Raw genomic sequence first — 15,191 nt, forward strand, 5'->3', positions numbered from 1 at the left:
CCCAGGGAGCCCAGAGGTTCCAGGCGGGCGAGCTCAGGAGGGCAGCGCGCGTGACAGCGCCTGCCGTACCGCCGCGCGCACGGGCGCGGGGACCTCATCCCCGGGGATGCGCCGGCACAGGGACACCGTGCGCTTGAGCGCGTCACACGCCTCGCTGCAGCGGGGGCAGCGGGACAGATGGTCCTCCAGGCGCACACAGGCGGCCTGGTCCACCTCCTCCACGGCGAACTCCGACAGCTCCTGCGCCAGCTCCGGACACCCCGCGCCCTGTCCGTGGGCGCCCTCCCCCAGGAGGGTGGCGAGGTGCTCGCGCATCTGGAGCCGAGCGCGGTGCAGCCGGCTCTTGAGCGCCCGCACCTCGATGCCCACCACGCCAGCCGCCTCCTCGGCCGTGAGCCCCTCCACGTCCCGGAGGATGAGCACCTCTCGATGCGCCTCCGGCAGCGCGAGGATGGCCGCCTGCAACACTTCGCCCATCTGCCGCGCGTGGGAGACCATGTCCGGCGTCGCCTCCTCCGCCGCGACGTGCGTGGCCGCGGGCGAGTCGAGCGGCTGGAAGTCCTCGGGCGCGCCGACGCGGCGGCGGCGCAGGCGGAAGCAGTGCGTGCGGGCCACCTGGTACAACCAGGTGGACAGCGCCGCGTCCCCTCGGAACGCGTGGATGCCCCGGAAGGCGGAGAACAGCGTCTCCTGGAGGACCTCCATGGCGTCCTCCTCGGAGCCGCACATGCGCAGGCCAAAGCGGTACACCTGCTTCTCGTGGCGGGCGAGGACTTCGTCCAGGGCCTTGTCGTCGCCAGCGCGCGCGGCCTCCATCAACTGCTCATCGGTTCGCGTCGACATCCGCCCTTCGCCTCCTCATCGGAAGAACGCCCAGTCACCAGGATGCCTTCCTGGATGGCGCCAGGAGGTTACATCGCGCAATACCTAGCGTCGGTGCTGAAGCGACAGGCCGAGTTGTCCACTGGCCGCGCCATGGCCGGGAGGCCGCCAGCTCCCTCCCAGCGTGGCTCGAAGCGTCTGCCGGTGGAGATACCAGCTGAGCCCGGCATCCAGCCGCGCGCCGCCCGGGGCGTCCGCCAAGGCGCCGCCCGTGACTCGCGCCACCAGCGCCCACGGCTCGAGCACCGTGGCCCCCGGCCCCGGCAGGTTGAGGCCCGCGCGGACATGGGCGAGCAGCGCGTGTCCCTGGGGGAAGGCCACCTGGTGGAGCTCGGCGGAGAGCACCAGCGGACGCAGGCGCAGGAGCGCGTCCACGCCCCAGGAGCGTGCGTCGCCCCCGGGCTCCGTGCTCCCTTGCAGGGCCAGGGTGAAGCCCTGCCTGAGGCCGAAGTCATTCATGGGCAGGCTGAGGGAATACGACTCCGCCTCGGGCGCGCCCAGGGTGAGGGCGGCGCGGGCCACGAGCAGGGGCGGTCGCCACGCCCCCTCCGGCCCGGGGCGGTACACCACCAGGCCCGAATCATAACGCACGCTCCAGCCCTCCCCCCGGAGCAGGCCCCCCACGTCCACCCCCGGCGCGCGCCCAGACTCCGTCCCGGTGAGGTGCTCGCGCAGGGGGCCTTGCGTGATGGCCTTGTCCAGCGAGTCCACCTCGAAGCCACTGGTGAGGCTCTCCCGGCCCACCTGCGGACGGAACAGCCCCACGCTCAGCCAGGCACGCTGGGGCAGCACGGTGAAGGTGGCGCTGGCCTCGTGGAGGGCCAGCGGCGGCCCCTGGAGCGGACCGGGCAGGAGGACGAGCCGGTCGAACGACACCTCCAGTCCGCCCCGCACCCACGGCGACCCGGTCAGGTGGAGCCCCACCCGCCCACGTCGCAAGCTCACGGTGGCGGCGCCCGGGGTGCTCAGCCCCTGGTCGATTCGGACCTGGAGCGCCTTCCTGATTTCCAGCCGCGGCCCCTCCTCCACCACCTCCTCGGCCCGGCCCGGCCGCGCCATGCCGGCCAGGGCCAGCAGGCAGAGGGACAGCACGGTCCGCGTCCTGCGCGTCGCGCGCTCCATGGGGGGCCACGACTCGCTAGTAGCGGATGACCTGGTAGCCCTCGGCCACCAGGCGCGACAGCTCCGCCACACCGTCATCCACCACGTCGGCCTGGGGCTGGAGCTTCTTCGGGTCGATGCCAAACTTCTGCAGCGCGGTGCCGCACGCCACCAGCCGCACGCCAGCGGCCTTCGCCGCATGGGCCGCCTCGCGGACCTCCGCCGGCACGGCCTTCACCGTCGGGTCCAGCGCCACCACCGCGCGGCCGTAGGTGAGCCACACCACGTCCGAGAGGTAGCCCGACTCCTTGGCGTTCTTCACGTGCCGGAGGGAGCTGGAGAGGGTGCCGATGTCCTCCAGGCCCGTGTTGGCCACGAAGACGAGCTTGCCCTGGCGAGCGGGCACCTCCTTCTTCGCGGGCTGGGACGGCGACGCGGCGAGCGTGGCCAGGGGACCGGTGACGAGCGCGATGACGAGCAACGGCAGGAAGCGATTCATCTGGACGGACTCCGAAGCGGTTCGAGGACGACTGATTCGAGGACTACTGGATGGACAGCACATGGATGAGCCCCCAGGCGGACAGCGCCAGGGCGGCGAAACCAACGAGGCCCGCGTAGACGACCCGCATGCCCGCGCGGCGGACCATGCTCAGGTGGGTGCCAAGCCCCATGGCCGCCATGGCCATCACCATGAGGAAGACGCTGGCGGTGGAGAGCCACGCCTTGGCGACGGCGGGCACCACGCCCACCGTGCCCAGCACGCCCACCGCGAGGAAGCCGATGACGAACCACGGGATGGGCGGCTCCTTCAGCGAGTAGCGCACCTGCCCGCCCGCGCCGGAGACCAGCCCCAGCACCACGAGCGCGGGGGCCAGCAGCACCACGCGGGTGAGCTTGACCAGCGTGCCCAGGTCCCCGGCGGAGGTGCCCCAGGTGAAGGCCGCGGCCATGACCTGCGCCACCTCATGCAACGTGGCGCCCGACAGGATGGCGAGCTGCGCGGTGCTCAGCCCCAGCAGCGGCCCCACGAAGACGTAGAAGAGGACGCCCACCGTGCCCAGGATTCCGCACAGCCCCACCGCCAGCGTGGTGTCCTCCTCCTCCGCGCGGGTGACGGAGCTGGCGGCCACCACCGCACTGGCACCACAAATGGAAGTCCCCACCGCCAGCAGCGTGCCCAGCTTCTCCGGCACGCCGAAGCGCTTCGTCACCCAACGGATGCCCAGAATGCCGCCGACGATGACGGCCAGGGCCAGCAGCAGCACGCGTGGGCCCACCTTCGCCACCAGCCCGAAGTCGAGCCGCGCTCCCATCAGCACGATGCCCAATCGCAGCACCGTGCGCGCCGAGTAGCGCGTGCCCTCCATCAGGCCGGGGGCCAGCCCCAGGGCCGTGCGCAGTGAGATGCCAATCAGCAGGGCCACCGTGAGGGGCCCCACCACCTTGAGGCCGGGGAGCGTAGCCAGCCCGTAGCTGACCACCGCCAGTCCAGCGGCGAGCCCGAGCCCCGGCAGCCGCCGGCGCCAGGGGCCTCCGGGCGGAGGCGCGGCGGAAATCGAGTCGGAAGCGGCGAGAGGTGCGGTCATTTCGGGGGGACGGTGGGGGGAAGTCGCGCTCACGGTTGAACCTGCTGGGTGCGGAGCACGGCCGGCAGGTCCTCGCCCACCGCGCGGCCCTCCAGCGACTCGCTCAGTCGCGGCTTGCCGGCGAGGAAACGGCGCACCGCCTCGTGCGCGTCCACGTCGAGCACTTGCGGCTCCTGGACGCCGGGGATGCGGCAGAGCATGTCCGGCGAGTCCCCTTCCCGCTCGCAGGCCGTCACGGTGTAGAGGCGCTCGTCCACCACCGGCTCGCCAGCGACCTCCAGGGCGAGGAGGCGCTGCCCCTTGGGGGCCTCCGAGCGGAAGCGCAGCGTCATCCCCGAGGGGCGCGGCAGCCACCCGCCGAAGCGCTTCTCCGGGTTCTTCGCGAAAACGTTCTCCAGCTCCTGCTCCCAGAAGGCGCGAAGCTGGCGGCCACTCACCTTGCCCGTCTTCAGCTTGTTGGTGATGGGAAAGAAGTTCCACAGGTCCGCCTCGCGCACGGGCCCGGGCAGCAGCGGCGTGCCGAAGCGGAAGCCGTTGGAGAGGCCGATCTCCGTCCCGCCAGCGGCGCGGATGGCGTCAGCCAGCACGTTGTCCAGCGGGTTCTCCACCACCGCGTAGCGCGCGAGCGTCACGTCGGTGTGCCCCACCGGCGAGGACAGCTGCTCCTCATAAGGCGCGAGCGCGGCGTCCACGAGCCGCGCCACCTCCGGGTCCTCGGGGAAGCGCGACGCGGTCAGCTCGATGAGCTCCCAGCGGCGGTCCACCACCTTCCCATCCTCCAGCCACAAGTCCATCCGGCCGAGGAAGGAGCCGAAGGCGCCAGGCTCCACCACCCAGCTACCAGCCTGCTCGATGGGTTCATAGGTGCGCTCGTGCGTGTCGCTGGACAGGTGGGCGTCCACGCCAGACACCCGGGCGGCGAGCCCCACGGCCTTGGCGAGCCCCACGTGCGACATCAAGAGCACCACCTGGGCGCCCTCGCGCTCGCGCACCTCGCGCACCAGCTCCGGCAGCGCCTCCGGGCCGTCGTAGCGCAGCCCCTTGCTGTACCCCGGGGGCTGACGGCGCGGGACGTCCGGGTCCGTGAAGCCCACCACGGCCACCTTCACCCCGCCTACCTCCTTCACCAGGTACGGCGGGAAGAGCCGTTCACCGCTGGCCGCATCACGCAGGTTGGCAGCGAAGAGCGGATGCTTCAGCTCACGGGCGCGCTGACGCAGCACCGCGGGGCCGTACACCACCTCCCAGTTGCCGGGGACCGCGCCGTCCAGCCCGAGCGCATTGAGCGGCTCGATGAGGGCGCCACCCTCGGTGAGGGCCGCCGCGCCCGAGCCTTGAATCGTGTCGCCGGCGTCGAGCACCAGCACGTCACCACCTCGCTCGGCCCGAATCTGTTGGATGGCGGCGGCGACGCGGGCGAAGCCGCCCGCCATCTCGATGCGCTCCTTCCCGTCGCGCCAGAAGAGCTCCGGGTGGGCGCGCATTTGCGCATGCAGGTCCGCCACGTAGAGGACGGTGAGCTGCTGGCGCTGGGACGTGGGAGCGCTGGCGGTGACGGGGGGCCGGGATGAAGCACAGCCGGAGGCCAGGGCGACCAGCGCGCCGAGCGCGAACAGGAGACGGGACATCGTGGAGCACCTTGCGAGGGGTGAAAGGAGACAGCGGAGGTGACACGAGGTGCGCCGCGCGAAGTTCCCGGACGGCGGCTCACCTCGAACGCCTCGCGCATCACGGCCACGTCGACATGGGGCCGAGATTGAAGACGTCCTGGAACCCCTGCTCCTTCAACAGGCGCTCGGCACGGCCGCTGCGCGCGCCACTGCGGCAGTAGACAACCACGGGCGTCTGTGGCGAGCCAAGCTCTCCAAACCGCCGTGCCAGTTCATCCACCGGGATGTTCACCGCGCCTGGCAGGTGACCGGAGGCGAACTCCTCGGGCGTGCGGACATCCACCAGCGTGGCGCCCGCCTCCACCCTGCGGCGGGCCTCGGACCCCGCCGCGGCGTCACCTGGACGCGGGCGCGTACAGGCGGCGAAGAAGAGACCCATGAACACGGCGGCGACGACGAAAATGACCTTCATGGCGCGGCTCCAAGCGACACCGGTGGCCACTGGCCCCCGGGAAGTGCGTACAGCCTGATGAGAGCCGTGGCGACGGCCAAAGGATTCAGCGCCCGTCCCGCCCGGCAGCCCGGTCGCGACAAGGGCACGCGGACGCGCGCACTCCCGCCTCCCCCAACGGCCGTCGGGGACGGTTCGGCCGCCGCTTCCGGCCTGGCCCCGCCCCAGCCGCCTTAGGGAGAGAGGCGGGCCAGCGCGGCCAAGAGCACCGCGGGCTCCAGTTCAGAGACGGCCAGCGCGGCCCGCTCGCCCCCACCAGGCAGCACGCAGATGCGCTCTCCCACGGGCCCTTGCGTGCACCGAGGCCCGTCACCAGCGAAGCGGGCTGCCTCCTGCGCCGCCGTCGAGCCCGGCAGGGGAAGGAAGAGCGTCATCGCCTTGCCCCCTTCGTGCCGGTACAGCAACGAGGCGGAGAGCTTTCCATGCAACCGGCAGCGACGGGCCCCCAGCAGCGTCGCGCCTGGCACCACCGGCACCTCCACCGGATAGCCCACCTCCCGCTCCACCCACGCCTTCACCTCGGCCGGGTCCGAGGACTCGAACTCACAGGGGGCGATCCGGGAGAAGGCCTTGAGGTGGTGCCGCTCGAGGTCCATCGCCAGCGCCTCGTTCATGCCACTGGGCCATGATGTCCAGAGGACCCCCACCGACGCGAGCACCGCGGCCAGGCCCGCCGCCAGCCTCCGCCTGGGGAAGAACGGCCGGGGGCGCGGCGCCAGCCGCGTGACACGCTCCGCCAGTTCGGGCGGGACTCGCTGCTCCGCGGCGCCCTCCGCCCTCAGCGCCTGCCGCAGCGACGCATAGCGGGCAGCCTCCCGGGCACAGCCCGCGCATCGGGACAGGTGGTGCGCCACCGCCTGCTGCTCATGCGCCTGGACCTCACCGTCGAACCACGCGGAGAGACGCTCCTGCCACTGGGGGCTACAGGCTTCCATGGACCTTCTCCTTCTCGAGGAAGTCGAGCATCGCCAGCCGCGCCCTCGCCAGCCGCGAGCGCACGGTGCCCACCGGGCAGCCATGCACCTGAGCAATCTCCTCGTAGCTCAGCTCCTCGACTTCCCGCAGCCACAACGTGTCGCGCCACTCCGGCGCCAGGGAGTCGAGCGCCGCCTGCATCCCCGCACTCAAGGTGCGGGCGTGCAGCTCCGCCTCCAGGTCCGCGGAAGGCTCCGGAGGAAGCGCCCGGCCCAGCCCGCCCTCCAGCACCTCCAGGTGAGGCCGCAGACCCCGGCGGGAGTTGAGGTACACGGTGCGCTGTATGGTGAGCAGCCAGGCCTTGAGGCGCTCGGTCTCTCTCAGCGCGCCGCGCTGCTCCAGGGCGCGCGCCAGCGTCTCCTGTACCAGGTCATCCGCCTCCGCGGCGCTGCCCGTCAGCCGACGCCCCACCCGTCTCAAGACGGGCAGGTGCTCCAGGGCACGTTCGATGAAGGCGCGGGCGCTCACGGGCATGAGGACACGACGGGGCGGGTAAAAGGTTCCCGGTGAAGGACGAGGGTGCTCGGGAAGCTGGAGCGCCCTTGTCTCCTCGTGGCGGGCACAGGGTCACGGAGCGGGCGTCGCGCCCACGCGCGGCGTCCCAGGACGCTGTGAGCCCGCGCCTACACCGATTCGAGCTTGCAGCACCTGCGCCAGGTAGAAGCCCGCGAACATGGCGGGCACGAAGACAAGCAACGGGAAGGCCCCGGTCGCCAGCGAGGTGAGCGCGGGACCGGGGCAGTAGCCGCCCAGCCCCCAGCCCACGCCAAAGAGGGCCGCGCCCACGAGGAGCTTCGAGTCCGGCTTGCTGGCTGGGAGCGAAGGGAACTTCGCGGCGAACAGCGGCTGCGCGCGCTGGTGGATGAGGGGCCGCAGCGCCGCGTGAACGGCGATGGCGCCGCCCATCACGAACGCGAGCCGGTAGTCCCAGTCGCCTGCGATGTCGAGGAAGCCGAGGACGTTGGCCGGGTCCGTCATGCCGGCGAGGCCCAGGCCGAGGGCGAAGATGAGGCCGCTGAGGAACGCACTGAGGGAGGGACGCATGGGGGCTTTCTCTAGAGGACGTGGCGGACCAGGAAGACGGTGAGGACGCCGGTGGCCATGAAGGTGAGCGTGGCGGCGATGGAGCGGACCGAGCCCCGGCTGATGCCGCAGACGCCGTGCCCGCTGGTGCAGCCGTTGCCCAGCCGCGAGCCGAACCCCACCAGCAGTCCGGCCCCCGCCAGCAGCCAGAGGCCGCCCGCGTTCGGGGCCGAGGGCGCCGGGAAGGAGCCAGGGCGCAACCAGGAGAGCAGCAGGCCCCCGGCGAGCAGCCCGGCGAAGAAGAGCACGCGCCAGGCGACGTCACCGCGCACGGGGGCCAGCAGCGAGCCCACCACGCCGCTGATGCCGGCGACCCGGCCGTTGGCCAGGAGCAACAGGGATGCGCTCAGCCCGATGAGGGCCCCGCCCAGGAGAGGAAGGAGGATGGAGGAAGTCATGTCTCAGTAGGAGCCAGGTTTCGGTGAAAAGGATTCACCGACGTCGGCCGAATCCTTTGTTCGCGCCCCGGGCTCTCATGGGCAGGAGGCTTCGACATGATTTTCCGGCAGCTTTTCGATTCCGAGTCCTCGACGTACACCTACCTCATCGGCGACGAGGCCACCCGCCAGGCCGTCCTCATCGACCCCGTGTTGGAGCAGGTCGACCGCGACCTGCAACTGGTGGCCGAGCTGGACCTCACCCTCACCCACGTCTTCGACACCCACGTCCACGCCGATCACATCACCGCGTCGGGCGCGCTGCGGGAGCGCACGCAGGCCACGGTGGTGGGGAGCGTGAACGGCGCCAGTTGCGCCAACGTCCAGGTCCGCCACGGGGACGAGGTGCGCGTCGGGAAGCTCGTCTTCCAGGTGCTCGCCACCCCGGGGCACACGGACGACAGCATCAGCTACCTGCTCGGCGACCGCGTCTTCACCGGGGATGCGCTGCTCGTGCGCGGCAACGGCCGCACCGACTTCCAGAACGGGAACGCGAGCCAGCTCTACGACAGCCTCACGCGCGTCCTCTTCGCCCTCCCCGATGAGACACTCGTCTACCCCGCCCACGACTACAAGGGCCGCACGGTGACGAGCATCGCCGAGGAGAAGCGGCACAACCCCCGCGTGGCCGGCAAGAGCCGGGAGGAGTTCATCCACATCATGGAGAACCTCAACCTGCCCAAGCCCAAGCTGATTGACGCCGCCGTCCCGGCCAACCGCGCCTGTGGACACACGGCGCCCTCACCCCAGGGGGCCTGAGCTCCCTGGCCTCTTCGCAGGAGTCCCGACCATGACACCCCGCCCCTATCAAGACATCACGCCCTCGCAGCTCGACACGCTCGGTCCCGAGGTGCGGCGCATCGACGTGCGCGAGCCGGACGAGTACACCGGCCCCCTGGGCCACCTGCCCGGAGCCGAGCTCATCCCCCTGGGCACGCTCGAGGCCGCCTCCACCGCGTGGCCCCGCGAGGCGCCGCTGCTGCTCATCTGCCGCTCGGGCGGGCGCTCCGCGCAAGCGGCGCGGTTGCTCGCCCACGGCGGCTTCAAACACCTCTTCAACCTGGCGGGCGGGATGCTCGCCGTGCGCGAGCCGCTCGCGCCGCGGCCCCAAGGCTGAGCGCGCGTCGCGACAGGACGGACACCATGCCCCTTCTCGGCTTCTCCCTCGCGGCGCTCATGGGCCTGTCGCTCGGCCTGCTCGGCGGCGGTGGCTCCATCATCACCGTCCCCATCCTCGTGTACGTCCTGGGCTTCGGGGCCAAGGAGTCCATCGCCATGGGATTGGCCGTGGTGGGAGTCACCAGCCTCTTCGGCGCGGCGAGCCACTGGCGCAGGGGCAACGTCCAGTGGAAGGCGGCCCTCATCTTCGGGGCGGTGGCCATGGCGGGCACCTACGCCGGGGCGCGCCTGTCCGCGCTCATCTCCGGGACGACGCAGCTCCTGCTCTTCGCCACGGTGATGCTCGTCTCCGCCGTCTTCATGTTCCGCAATGGCCGGAAGGACTCCGCGCAGGCGCCCGAGCCCCGGAAGGCGTCCTTCCCCCTCATGGCCCTGGCCGCGCTCGGGGTGGGGGGCCTCACCGGTCTGGTCGGCGTGGGCGGCGGCTTCCTCATCGTCCCGGCGCTGGTACTGCTGGTGGGCCTGCCCATGAAGCAGGCGGTGGGCACCAGCCTGCTCGTCATCGCCCTCAACTCCCTCGTGGGCTTCGCCGGCTACCTCGGCCACGTCGAGGTGCCCTGGGTCTCCCTTGGCATCTTCACGGCTATCGCCGTGGTGGGCATCCTGCTGGGCACCTGGGCGTCCCACTTCGTCTCCCAGGCGACGCTCAAGACAGCCTTCTCCGGCTTCCTCGTCGTGATGGGCGTCTTCATCTTCTTCAAGAACCGGGAAGCGTTGGGGCTGGGGGGCGGCGCCTCCACGACGCAGAATGCCCACTGACGTCACGCAGGACTCCAGGAGGAGCACCATGGCCGAGCAGCCCCCCGACGCCGCCGCTCAATGGGACGCACGCTTCAGTCACCCGGCGTATGTCTATGGCACCCAGCCCAACGACTTCCTCGTGGAGATGGCGCCGCGCCTGCCTCCCGGCGGGCGCGTGCTGAGCCTCGGTGAGGGCGAGGGCCGCAACGCCGTCTACCTCGCCTCCCTGGGCCACGCCGTCACCCCCGTGGACGCGTCGAGCGTGGGACTCCAGAAGGCGAAGCAGTTGGCAGACGAGCGCGCCGTCAACATCGAGACGCGCGTCAGCGACCTGGCGCACTTCGCCTTCGCGCCGGAGGCGTGGGACGCGGCCATCGTCATCTTCTGTCACCTGCCCCCCGCACTGCGGCGGCGGGTGCATGGCGCGCTGGTGAAGAGCCTCCGCCCCGGTGGCCTGGTCCTCCTCGAAGCGTACACGCCCGCTCAGCTGGGCTTCCGCACGGGCGGACCGCCTGTCGAGGAGCTCCTCTACACGGCGGAGGCCCTGCGCGAGGACTTCGCGGGGCTGGAGCTGCCCGTGCTCCGTGAGCTGACGCGCGAGGTCCGCGAGGGGACCCTGCACACCGGAAGGGCCGCCGTGGTGCAGCTCGTCGGGCGCAAGGCGACGTGAGCCCGGACCTGCGCGGGCGGAGGACACCTGCTCCGGCGCCGTGTCCGCCCTCGCCACCGACAGAGCCCAAGTCGGTGCGTCGCGGCCTCGTGAAGACGTACGGCGTGCGCGAGGTGAAGGACGACATCTCCCGGCGCGTGCTCACTCGCTTCCGCGAGGAGGGCAGACCAGAAGAAGGAAGAGCCTTGATCCAGGTCCAGCTCTCCCTCATCGAGCGCACCATCAACGCCCTGAACCGTGCGCATCGAATGCGGTCAGGGACGTTCTGGGAGCGCATGGAGGAAGAAGCTGCCGTCCTCCGGAGCGCATTCGAGGAGGCCAAGGGAACGTGCACCGCTGACCTCCGCGCCGCCATCACAGCCCGCGACCACGCCCGTGACGAAGTGGCCCGGCTCCGAGAGGCCCTGACGGACGTGCTGCTGGAAGCCGAGGTGCAAGATGACATCATCGCTCGAATCGCCACCTCAGCACTCAGCATCGGTAGTCAGTAAGACTCAGGCGCTCCGGTCACACGCTCGAAGGACACTCCGAGATTCCCAACCCCCGCAAGCGCACTCTTGATTTCCTCAGAGACGATGAACGCAGAGGAATAGCCTTGTATCCGGAAGACGCGGGCTCCTTCTGCTTTGGACGGGTCGATACGCAGTCCGTAGATGGCGCGGTACGTTCCGACTCGCTCCGGTGCGACACCATCCGGAGGATAGATTTGCACCTCTTTGGAGTTCTTCTCATCAACGCATTTGAAGCATTTAGTTGCATTGATGACATAGAGCAGATTCTTCGCCCCTTCGACTTCGATGGGGAATACCTGGACATCTTCAGGTGCCAGTTTTCGAAAGATACTCGCGACCTGTTCGTCTGCGATAGGAGTTCTCCCTGAATTCGCTACCGAGAAGGACCGTTGTGGCCCGTCACGAAACGGTCTGCTCTTGAGAGGTCCGGGGTCAGGCAGGCGCCGCCCATCCCCAAACATCCACGGGTCATCTAGCTCGCCGCCAGATGCGGGAACAGGCAATTCCAGAACCCACTGAGGGACATCCGCAATTCCAATATCGTAGTAGTTATCATCAGACATCCACTAGCCCTCCTTCGGCACAATCAGGCGCCGAAGCTCTGAACCCTGCGTCAGAAGCTCATCTGCGATTTTCGCAAGCTCCTCGACCAAGCGACTCCGACACGCATCTTTGTTCCTGCATTTTCCTAGTGCGTCATTCAAGCGCCGCAATACGGCCTCATGGTATTCACGCGGATGAGGCCCTTTGTGGCCCCCCAGTCGGACTTTGTTGGCGACGTCTTCCAGGGACATCCCGGCTCGGGCGAAAGCCTCTACGCACAGCGGCGTCCAAGGACCACCAGTCACAGCGGATTTTGTGTTCTTGTTCGTGCAGATGTGATGAAAAGGCCCTACCTCGTCGCCAGGAGACCGCCCTTCAGAGTACATCGCAAGGGCCGCAGCAGCTCCCGGAGCGAGCGCGACATTCAGCACACCAGCAGCGGGAAGCGCGATGGACGTGACACCGCCGCCCATCGCCGCTCCGAGCTGAAATCCCGCCTCGGCCTGCGCTCGAATCGCGGCCTGGGGGAAGCCCGGGAGCTTCGGCCCCTGGGCCGCCATCGCGTTCTTTCCTCCAAGCGCCGCCATGACGACGAGCACAAGGACGCGCGTGCCGTTCGTGCCGAGCACCCGCCCGAACCGATGCCCGATGCCTTGTAGCTCGATGACGCTCATCGCCGTCCCCGCATCATCCCACAACCGGACGAATCCGCGCCCAATCTCCCAGACGGGCACCACGCCCAGGTAGGCCACCATCGCCGCCGTCAGAGCTACCGCGATGACCTTGGTGACGGGCTCGGGCAACGCCAGCGTGAGGAGCAGCGTCAGCGCGGCTGACGTCACCAGGGCCTTGAGCGCCACTGGGTTCAGCACCTTGCCGACCTCGGCCTCGACGCTCTCCCATACAGTGTCGAGTGCGAAGGACAGCGCCATCAGCGTCCGGTCCCTCCGGGAGAACGTCAGCCCCGTTCCACCCACCAGGGTCAAGCAGTCGTCCGCGTCGGGGCAGATGCGCGCGTACAAAGACTCAGGTGAACTCCCCGAACCTGAATCCGCGAGGCCCTTCGAGGACGCGAGCAGGGTCCTGGAGCGCACCCATCCTCGCTCATCCGCCGCTTCAGCCGCTCGGAACGCAACATCCATGCGCATGTCGAGGATGAGCCGCGTGAGAGCAGACTTGAATTCGTCCTCGCTCACGTCGACTGGGTCAACATCTACCGACTCGTGGACGACTCGCTGACCATTTCCAGCATCGATATGGACAATGCGAGTGGTCGCACACCCCGTCGAAAGAAGCAGCAAAGACACCACTGCAACCAATCTCATAGCATCCCCCGAAGACGCCCCTGGGAATCAGGAGGCGCTGCAGCCTGACTTTGGGGTCTGACAACTTCAGCGGAGTTCGCGCGGCAGCCCCCCTACTACACGCATCCCAACTCTATTTCCATACCCTTCAGGTTGCGTTGCCATTCAGGCGACACCGGGCGAAGAGTGGATTGCCCCACCACCCTCCTGGTAGGTTGTCCGCTCAATGAGACCTACCCAATTCACAAGGTCTATCCTGACTTTCGCAGCGCTAGCGACGTTGAGTGCGCATGCCGCCGATCACTATCGGCGGTCCATCCTGCTCTCCGAGCATCCGGAGAACGGGACTCACTCCGTCTACGTGAAGGGGCAGGTCATCACGACGTTGCGCTTCGAGCAGCCCGTCAACCCGAGCAAGACGAAGATGCTCGGCTGGGAAGGTCGACTCGAACCACTCACGGTGGTCCACAACAAGGTCATCCTGGAGCCCATCCGGGATCTCCACCGCGATGACGGCCTTCCGTTGGTCGTGACCCTGACGGATGGCACGGAGGTCCCGTTCCTTGTGAGGCCACCTTGGCCGAGGAGGGACAACGACTGGGCACCAATCCTCGACCAGCAGGTCGACGTGTTCAAGAACCGGGAGAGCCACGCGTCGATGCACGCAGCGCTGGTTGATGCACTCGCGAAGAACGACGCCCTGATGGAAGAGAACGAACGCTACCGCAAAGAGGAGACCTCCGAGGACCACGCCCTGGCCGCCCTGCTCGCGTCGGGGGCGGTTGCGCAGACCCCGTTCACGATCTTTGACCACGTTTCTGGCAAAGACGCGGATGCCGCAGTTGATGCCACGATCTTCAAGGGCAAGGGCAAAGCGGCCGTGGTCTTCAAGGTCAAGAACCTTGCCACCGAGAAATCCTGGAGCGTCAAAAGGGTGCGCCTTGTGACTGTGAATGGCGGTCATGACCGAGCGGTCGCTGTTCGTGCGACGGTTCGCGAAGTCATGCCCGGCGGGTCTGGTGTACTGGCCGTTGTCGCTGACGGTGCCGCTTTCGTGGACGACGGCGAATTGACCAGCCTTTGGCTGGAGCTCTACCAGCACGATGGGCTGCGGCAGGCATTCGTCCAGCTAGCTCCCACTCTCATTGCGAGGTAAGAGCGGAGGGCATGGCCTCCGACAAGTTCGCGCTCTTGGGCTGCGTCGTCCTGCTCGTCACGTCCACTGGATGCCCTGGCTCCGCGACGGGTGGTGTTGCCGTCCGTCCCGATGGCAGCCCAGGGCCCCAAGCGTGCCCCGAGAAGGCTCGTGAGGCGATGAACTACCTCCGCATGTTCGTGGGGGAAGCCGCGTGGGCACAACTCGATGCGAACCAAACACGAGCGCGCCCCATCACTCTGTACGATGGGAACATCGAGTCCGTGCTCGAAGAGAACATCGGACTGCTGGAGGCCCCCGCACGACTTTACGGCCGAGTCTGGACTGGCGGGCCACAAGTCGTCATCCGGTACTACGCGGCCCAGCCGGTGAAGGGTGGCGCCCCAGTGCCCATCTGCGCAGTGGCTCGCCTCGGGTTCGGGCAGCTCCGAAAGCACCCGGAGTCCAAGCCAGGGACAGCCATCCTCGATTCGCCCCGCGCAGGGGCCTACATCGTGGACGAGTTCCGGTGAGGAAGCAGGACCGCTGAAATTGTCGCGGCCCCTCGGCCTGGTTGGAACAACGCCCGAGCGTTGATCGCGGCGGAAAAGAAAAAGGGCTGGTTGCTTGAAGCAACCAGCCCTTCTTTCTTCGTGGAGCCGACACCCAGGCTTGAACTGGGGACCTACTGATTACGAATCAGTTGCTCTACCGCTGAGCTATGTCGGCGCGACAGGTGCGCGGGGAGTACCATGGCGGCTCATGTCCGGCAAGCAGAAATGAAGGCAGGATCCCACCATCCCCGCCAGCACGCCCGTTTCCGCGCGCCCGCATCGTTGGCTTTCCAACCATCCCCACGATTGACCACCCTGACACGGATGACACACCGCGTCTGTCGCAGGTGACACATCGCGTTGGCATA

Annotated in this window: 19 protein-coding genes and 1 tRNA gene; 7 read left to right on the forward strand and 13 right to left on the reverse strand. The window is 68.8% G+C overall.

The features are described from left to right. Nucleotides 1-33 precede the first annotated feature (33 nt). The 10 genes from BHS09_RS21710 to BHS09_RS21755 all read right to left on the reverse strand — a co-directional run bounded on the left by BHS09_RS21710 (nucleotide 34) and on the right by BHS09_RS21755 (nucleotide 8,146). Nucleotides 34-843, reverse strand: a complete 810-nt coding sequence (locus tag BHS09_RS21710) for a sigma-70 family RNA polymerase sigma factor (RefSeq protein WP_140792828.1) — start codon at nucleotides 841-843, stop codon at nucleotides 34-36. Nucleotides 844-927: 84 nt separating this feature from the next. Next, nucleotides 928-1,974: a hypothetical protein gene (locus tag BHS09_RS21715; protein WP_237079751.1), complete on the reverse strand. Its 1,047-nt coding sequence runs from the start codon at nucleotides 1,972-1,974 to the stop codon at nucleotides 928-930. Between the two features lie 46 nt (nucleotides 1,975-2,020). Next, nucleotides 2,021-2,482, reverse strand: coding sequence for a DsrE family protein (locus tag BHS09_RS21720; protein WP_237079752.1), 462 nt, complete (start codon nucleotides 2,480-2,482; stop codon nucleotides 2,021-2,023). Between the two features lie 43 nt (nucleotides 2,483-2,525). Continuing rightward, nucleotides 2,526-3,602, reverse strand: a complete 1,077-nt coding sequence (locus tag BHS09_RS21725) for a YeiH family protein (RefSeq protein ID WP_237079753.1) — start codon at nucleotides 3,600-3,602, stop codon at nucleotides 2,526-2,528. Then, the gene (locus BHS09_RS21730) at nucleotides 3,599-5,197 is read right to left on the reverse strand and encodes a bifunctional metallophosphatase/5'-nucleotidase (protein WP_140798828.1); all 1,599 of its coding nucleotides are present in this window, start codon (nucleotides 5,195-5,197) and stop codon (nucleotides 3,599-3,601) included. Before BHS09_RS21730 ends, BHS09_RS21725 begins: the two co-directional genes overlap by 4 nt. 100 nt (nucleotides 5,198-5,297) lie before the next feature. Continuing rightward, nucleotides 5,298-5,651 (reverse strand): rhodanese-like domain-containing protein, encoded by a 354-nt coding sequence (locus BHS09_RS21735; protein ID WP_140798829.1) that lies wholly within the window; start codon nucleotides 5,649-5,651, stop codon nucleotides 5,298-5,300. 212 nt (nucleotides 5,652-5,863) lie between these two features. Beyond that, nucleotides 5,864-6,625: an anti-sigma factor family protein gene (locus BHS09_RS21740; protein ID WP_140792838.1), complete on the reverse strand. Its 762-nt coding sequence runs from the start codon at nucleotides 6,623-6,625 to the stop codon at nucleotides 5,864-5,866. Then, on the reverse strand, nucleotides 6,612-7,139 hold the full coding sequence (locus tag BHS09_RS21745; RefSeq protein WP_140792841.1) for an RNA polymerase sigma factor: 528 nt from the start codon (nucleotides 7,137-7,139) through the stop codon (nucleotides 6,612-6,614). The genes BHS09_RS21740 and BHS09_RS21745 overlap by 14 nt, the downstream gene beginning before the upstream one ends. A gap of 93 nt (nucleotides 7,140-7,232) precedes the next feature. Beyond that, complete coding sequence (locus BHS09_RS21750) at nucleotides 7,233-7,709, reverse strand: DUF6691 family protein (RefSeq protein ID WP_140798830.1); 477 nt, start codon at nucleotides 7,707-7,709, stop codon at nucleotides 7,233-7,235. Nucleotides 7,710-7,720: 11 nt separating this feature from the next. Beyond that, nucleotides 7,721-8,146, reverse strand: coding sequence for a YeeE/YedE family protein (locus tag BHS09_RS21755; protein WP_140798832.1), 426 nt, complete (start codon nucleotides 8,144-8,146; stop codon nucleotides 7,721-7,723). Nucleotides 8,147-8,242: 96 nt separating this feature from the next. Between BHS09_RS21755 and BHS09_RS21760 the strand changes: the two genes are divergently transcribed. The 5 genes from BHS09_RS21760 to BHS09_RS21780 all read left to right on the forward strand — a co-directional run bounded on the left by BHS09_RS21760 (nucleotide 8,243) and on the right by BHS09_RS21780 (nucleotide 11,266). Continuing rightward, nucleotides 8,243-8,944, forward strand: coding sequence for an MBL fold metallo-hydrolase (locus BHS09_RS21760; RefSeq protein WP_140792847.1), 702 nt, complete (start codon nucleotides 8,243-8,245; stop codon nucleotides 8,942-8,944). A 31-nt stretch (nucleotides 8,945-8,975) separates the two neighbouring features. Beyond that, nucleotides 8,976-9,302: a rhodanese-like domain-containing protein gene (locus BHS09_RS21765; protein WP_140792849.1), complete on the forward strand. Its 327-nt coding sequence runs from the start codon at nucleotides 8,976-8,978 to the stop codon at nucleotides 9,300-9,302. Between the two features lie 26 nt (nucleotides 9,303-9,328). Further along, on the forward strand, nucleotides 9,329-10,123 hold the full coding sequence (locus tag BHS09_RS21770; protein WP_140792851.1) for a sulfite exporter TauE/SafE family protein: 795 nt from the start codon (nucleotides 9,329-9,331) through the stop codon (nucleotides 10,121-10,123). A 28-nt stretch (nucleotides 10,124-10,151) separates the two neighbouring features. Beyond that, a complete protein-coding gene (locus BHS09_RS21775; RefSeq protein WP_140798833.1) occupies nucleotides 10,152-10,775 on the forward strand; it encodes a class I SAM-dependent methyltransferase in 624 nt (207 codons plus the stop codon). A gap of 74 nt (nucleotides 10,776-10,849) precedes the next feature. After that, entirely contained in the window at nucleotides 10,850-11,266 is a 417-nt protein-coding gene (locus tag BHS09_RS21780; protein WP_140792855.1) for a hypothetical protein, read from the forward strand. Here the strand turns inward: BHS09_RS21780 and BHS09_RS21785 are convergent. Both BHS09_RS21785 and BHS09_RS21790 read right to left on the reverse strand, forming a co-directional pair. Next, the gene (locus BHS09_RS21785; RefSeq protein WP_140792857.1) at nucleotides 11,260-11,850 is read right to left on the reverse strand and encodes an imm11 family protein; all 591 of its coding nucleotides are present in this window, start codon (nucleotides 11,848-11,850) and stop codon (nucleotides 11,260-11,262) included. The two genes, BHS09_RS21780 and BHS09_RS21785, sit on opposite strands and share 7 nt — an antisense overlap. 3 nt (nucleotides 11,851-11,853) lie before the next feature. After that, nucleotides 11,854-13,155 (reverse strand): AHH domain-containing protein, encoded by a 1,302-nt coding sequence (locus BHS09_RS21790; protein ID WP_140792859.1) that lies wholly within the window; start codon nucleotides 13,153-13,155, stop codon nucleotides 11,854-11,856. A 205-nt stretch (nucleotides 13,156-13,360) separates the two neighbouring features. Here BHS09_RS21790 and BHS09_RS21795 point away from each other — a divergent pair, with 205 nt between their 5' ends. Together BHS09_RS21795 and BHS09_RS21800 are read left to right on the forward strand one after the other, a co-directional pair. Continuing rightward, nucleotides 13,361-14,290 (forward strand): DUF2381 family protein, encoded by a 930-nt coding sequence (locus BHS09_RS21795; protein ID WP_140792861.1) that lies wholly within the window; start codon nucleotides 13,361-13,363, stop codon nucleotides 14,288-14,290. An 11-nt stretch (nucleotides 14,291-14,301) separates the two neighbouring features. Then, on the forward strand, nucleotides 14,302-14,802 hold the full coding sequence (locus BHS09_RS21800) for a hypothetical protein (RefSeq protein WP_140792863.1): 501 nt from the start codon (nucleotides 14,302-14,304) through the stop codon (nucleotides 14,800-14,802). 121 nt (nucleotides 14,803-14,923) lie between these two features. Here BHS09_RS21800 and BHS09_RS21805 read toward each other — a convergent pair. Continuing rightward, nucleotides 14,924-14,998 (reverse strand) — tRNA-Thr (locus BHS09_RS21805). Nucleotides 14,999-15,191 lie beyond the last annotated feature (193 nt).

It is taken from the genome of Myxococcus xanthus, from assembly GCF_006402735.1.
GTDB classification, from domain to species: Bacteria; Myxococcota; Myxococcia; order Myxococcales; family Myxococcaceae; genus Myxococcus; species Myxococcus xanthus_A.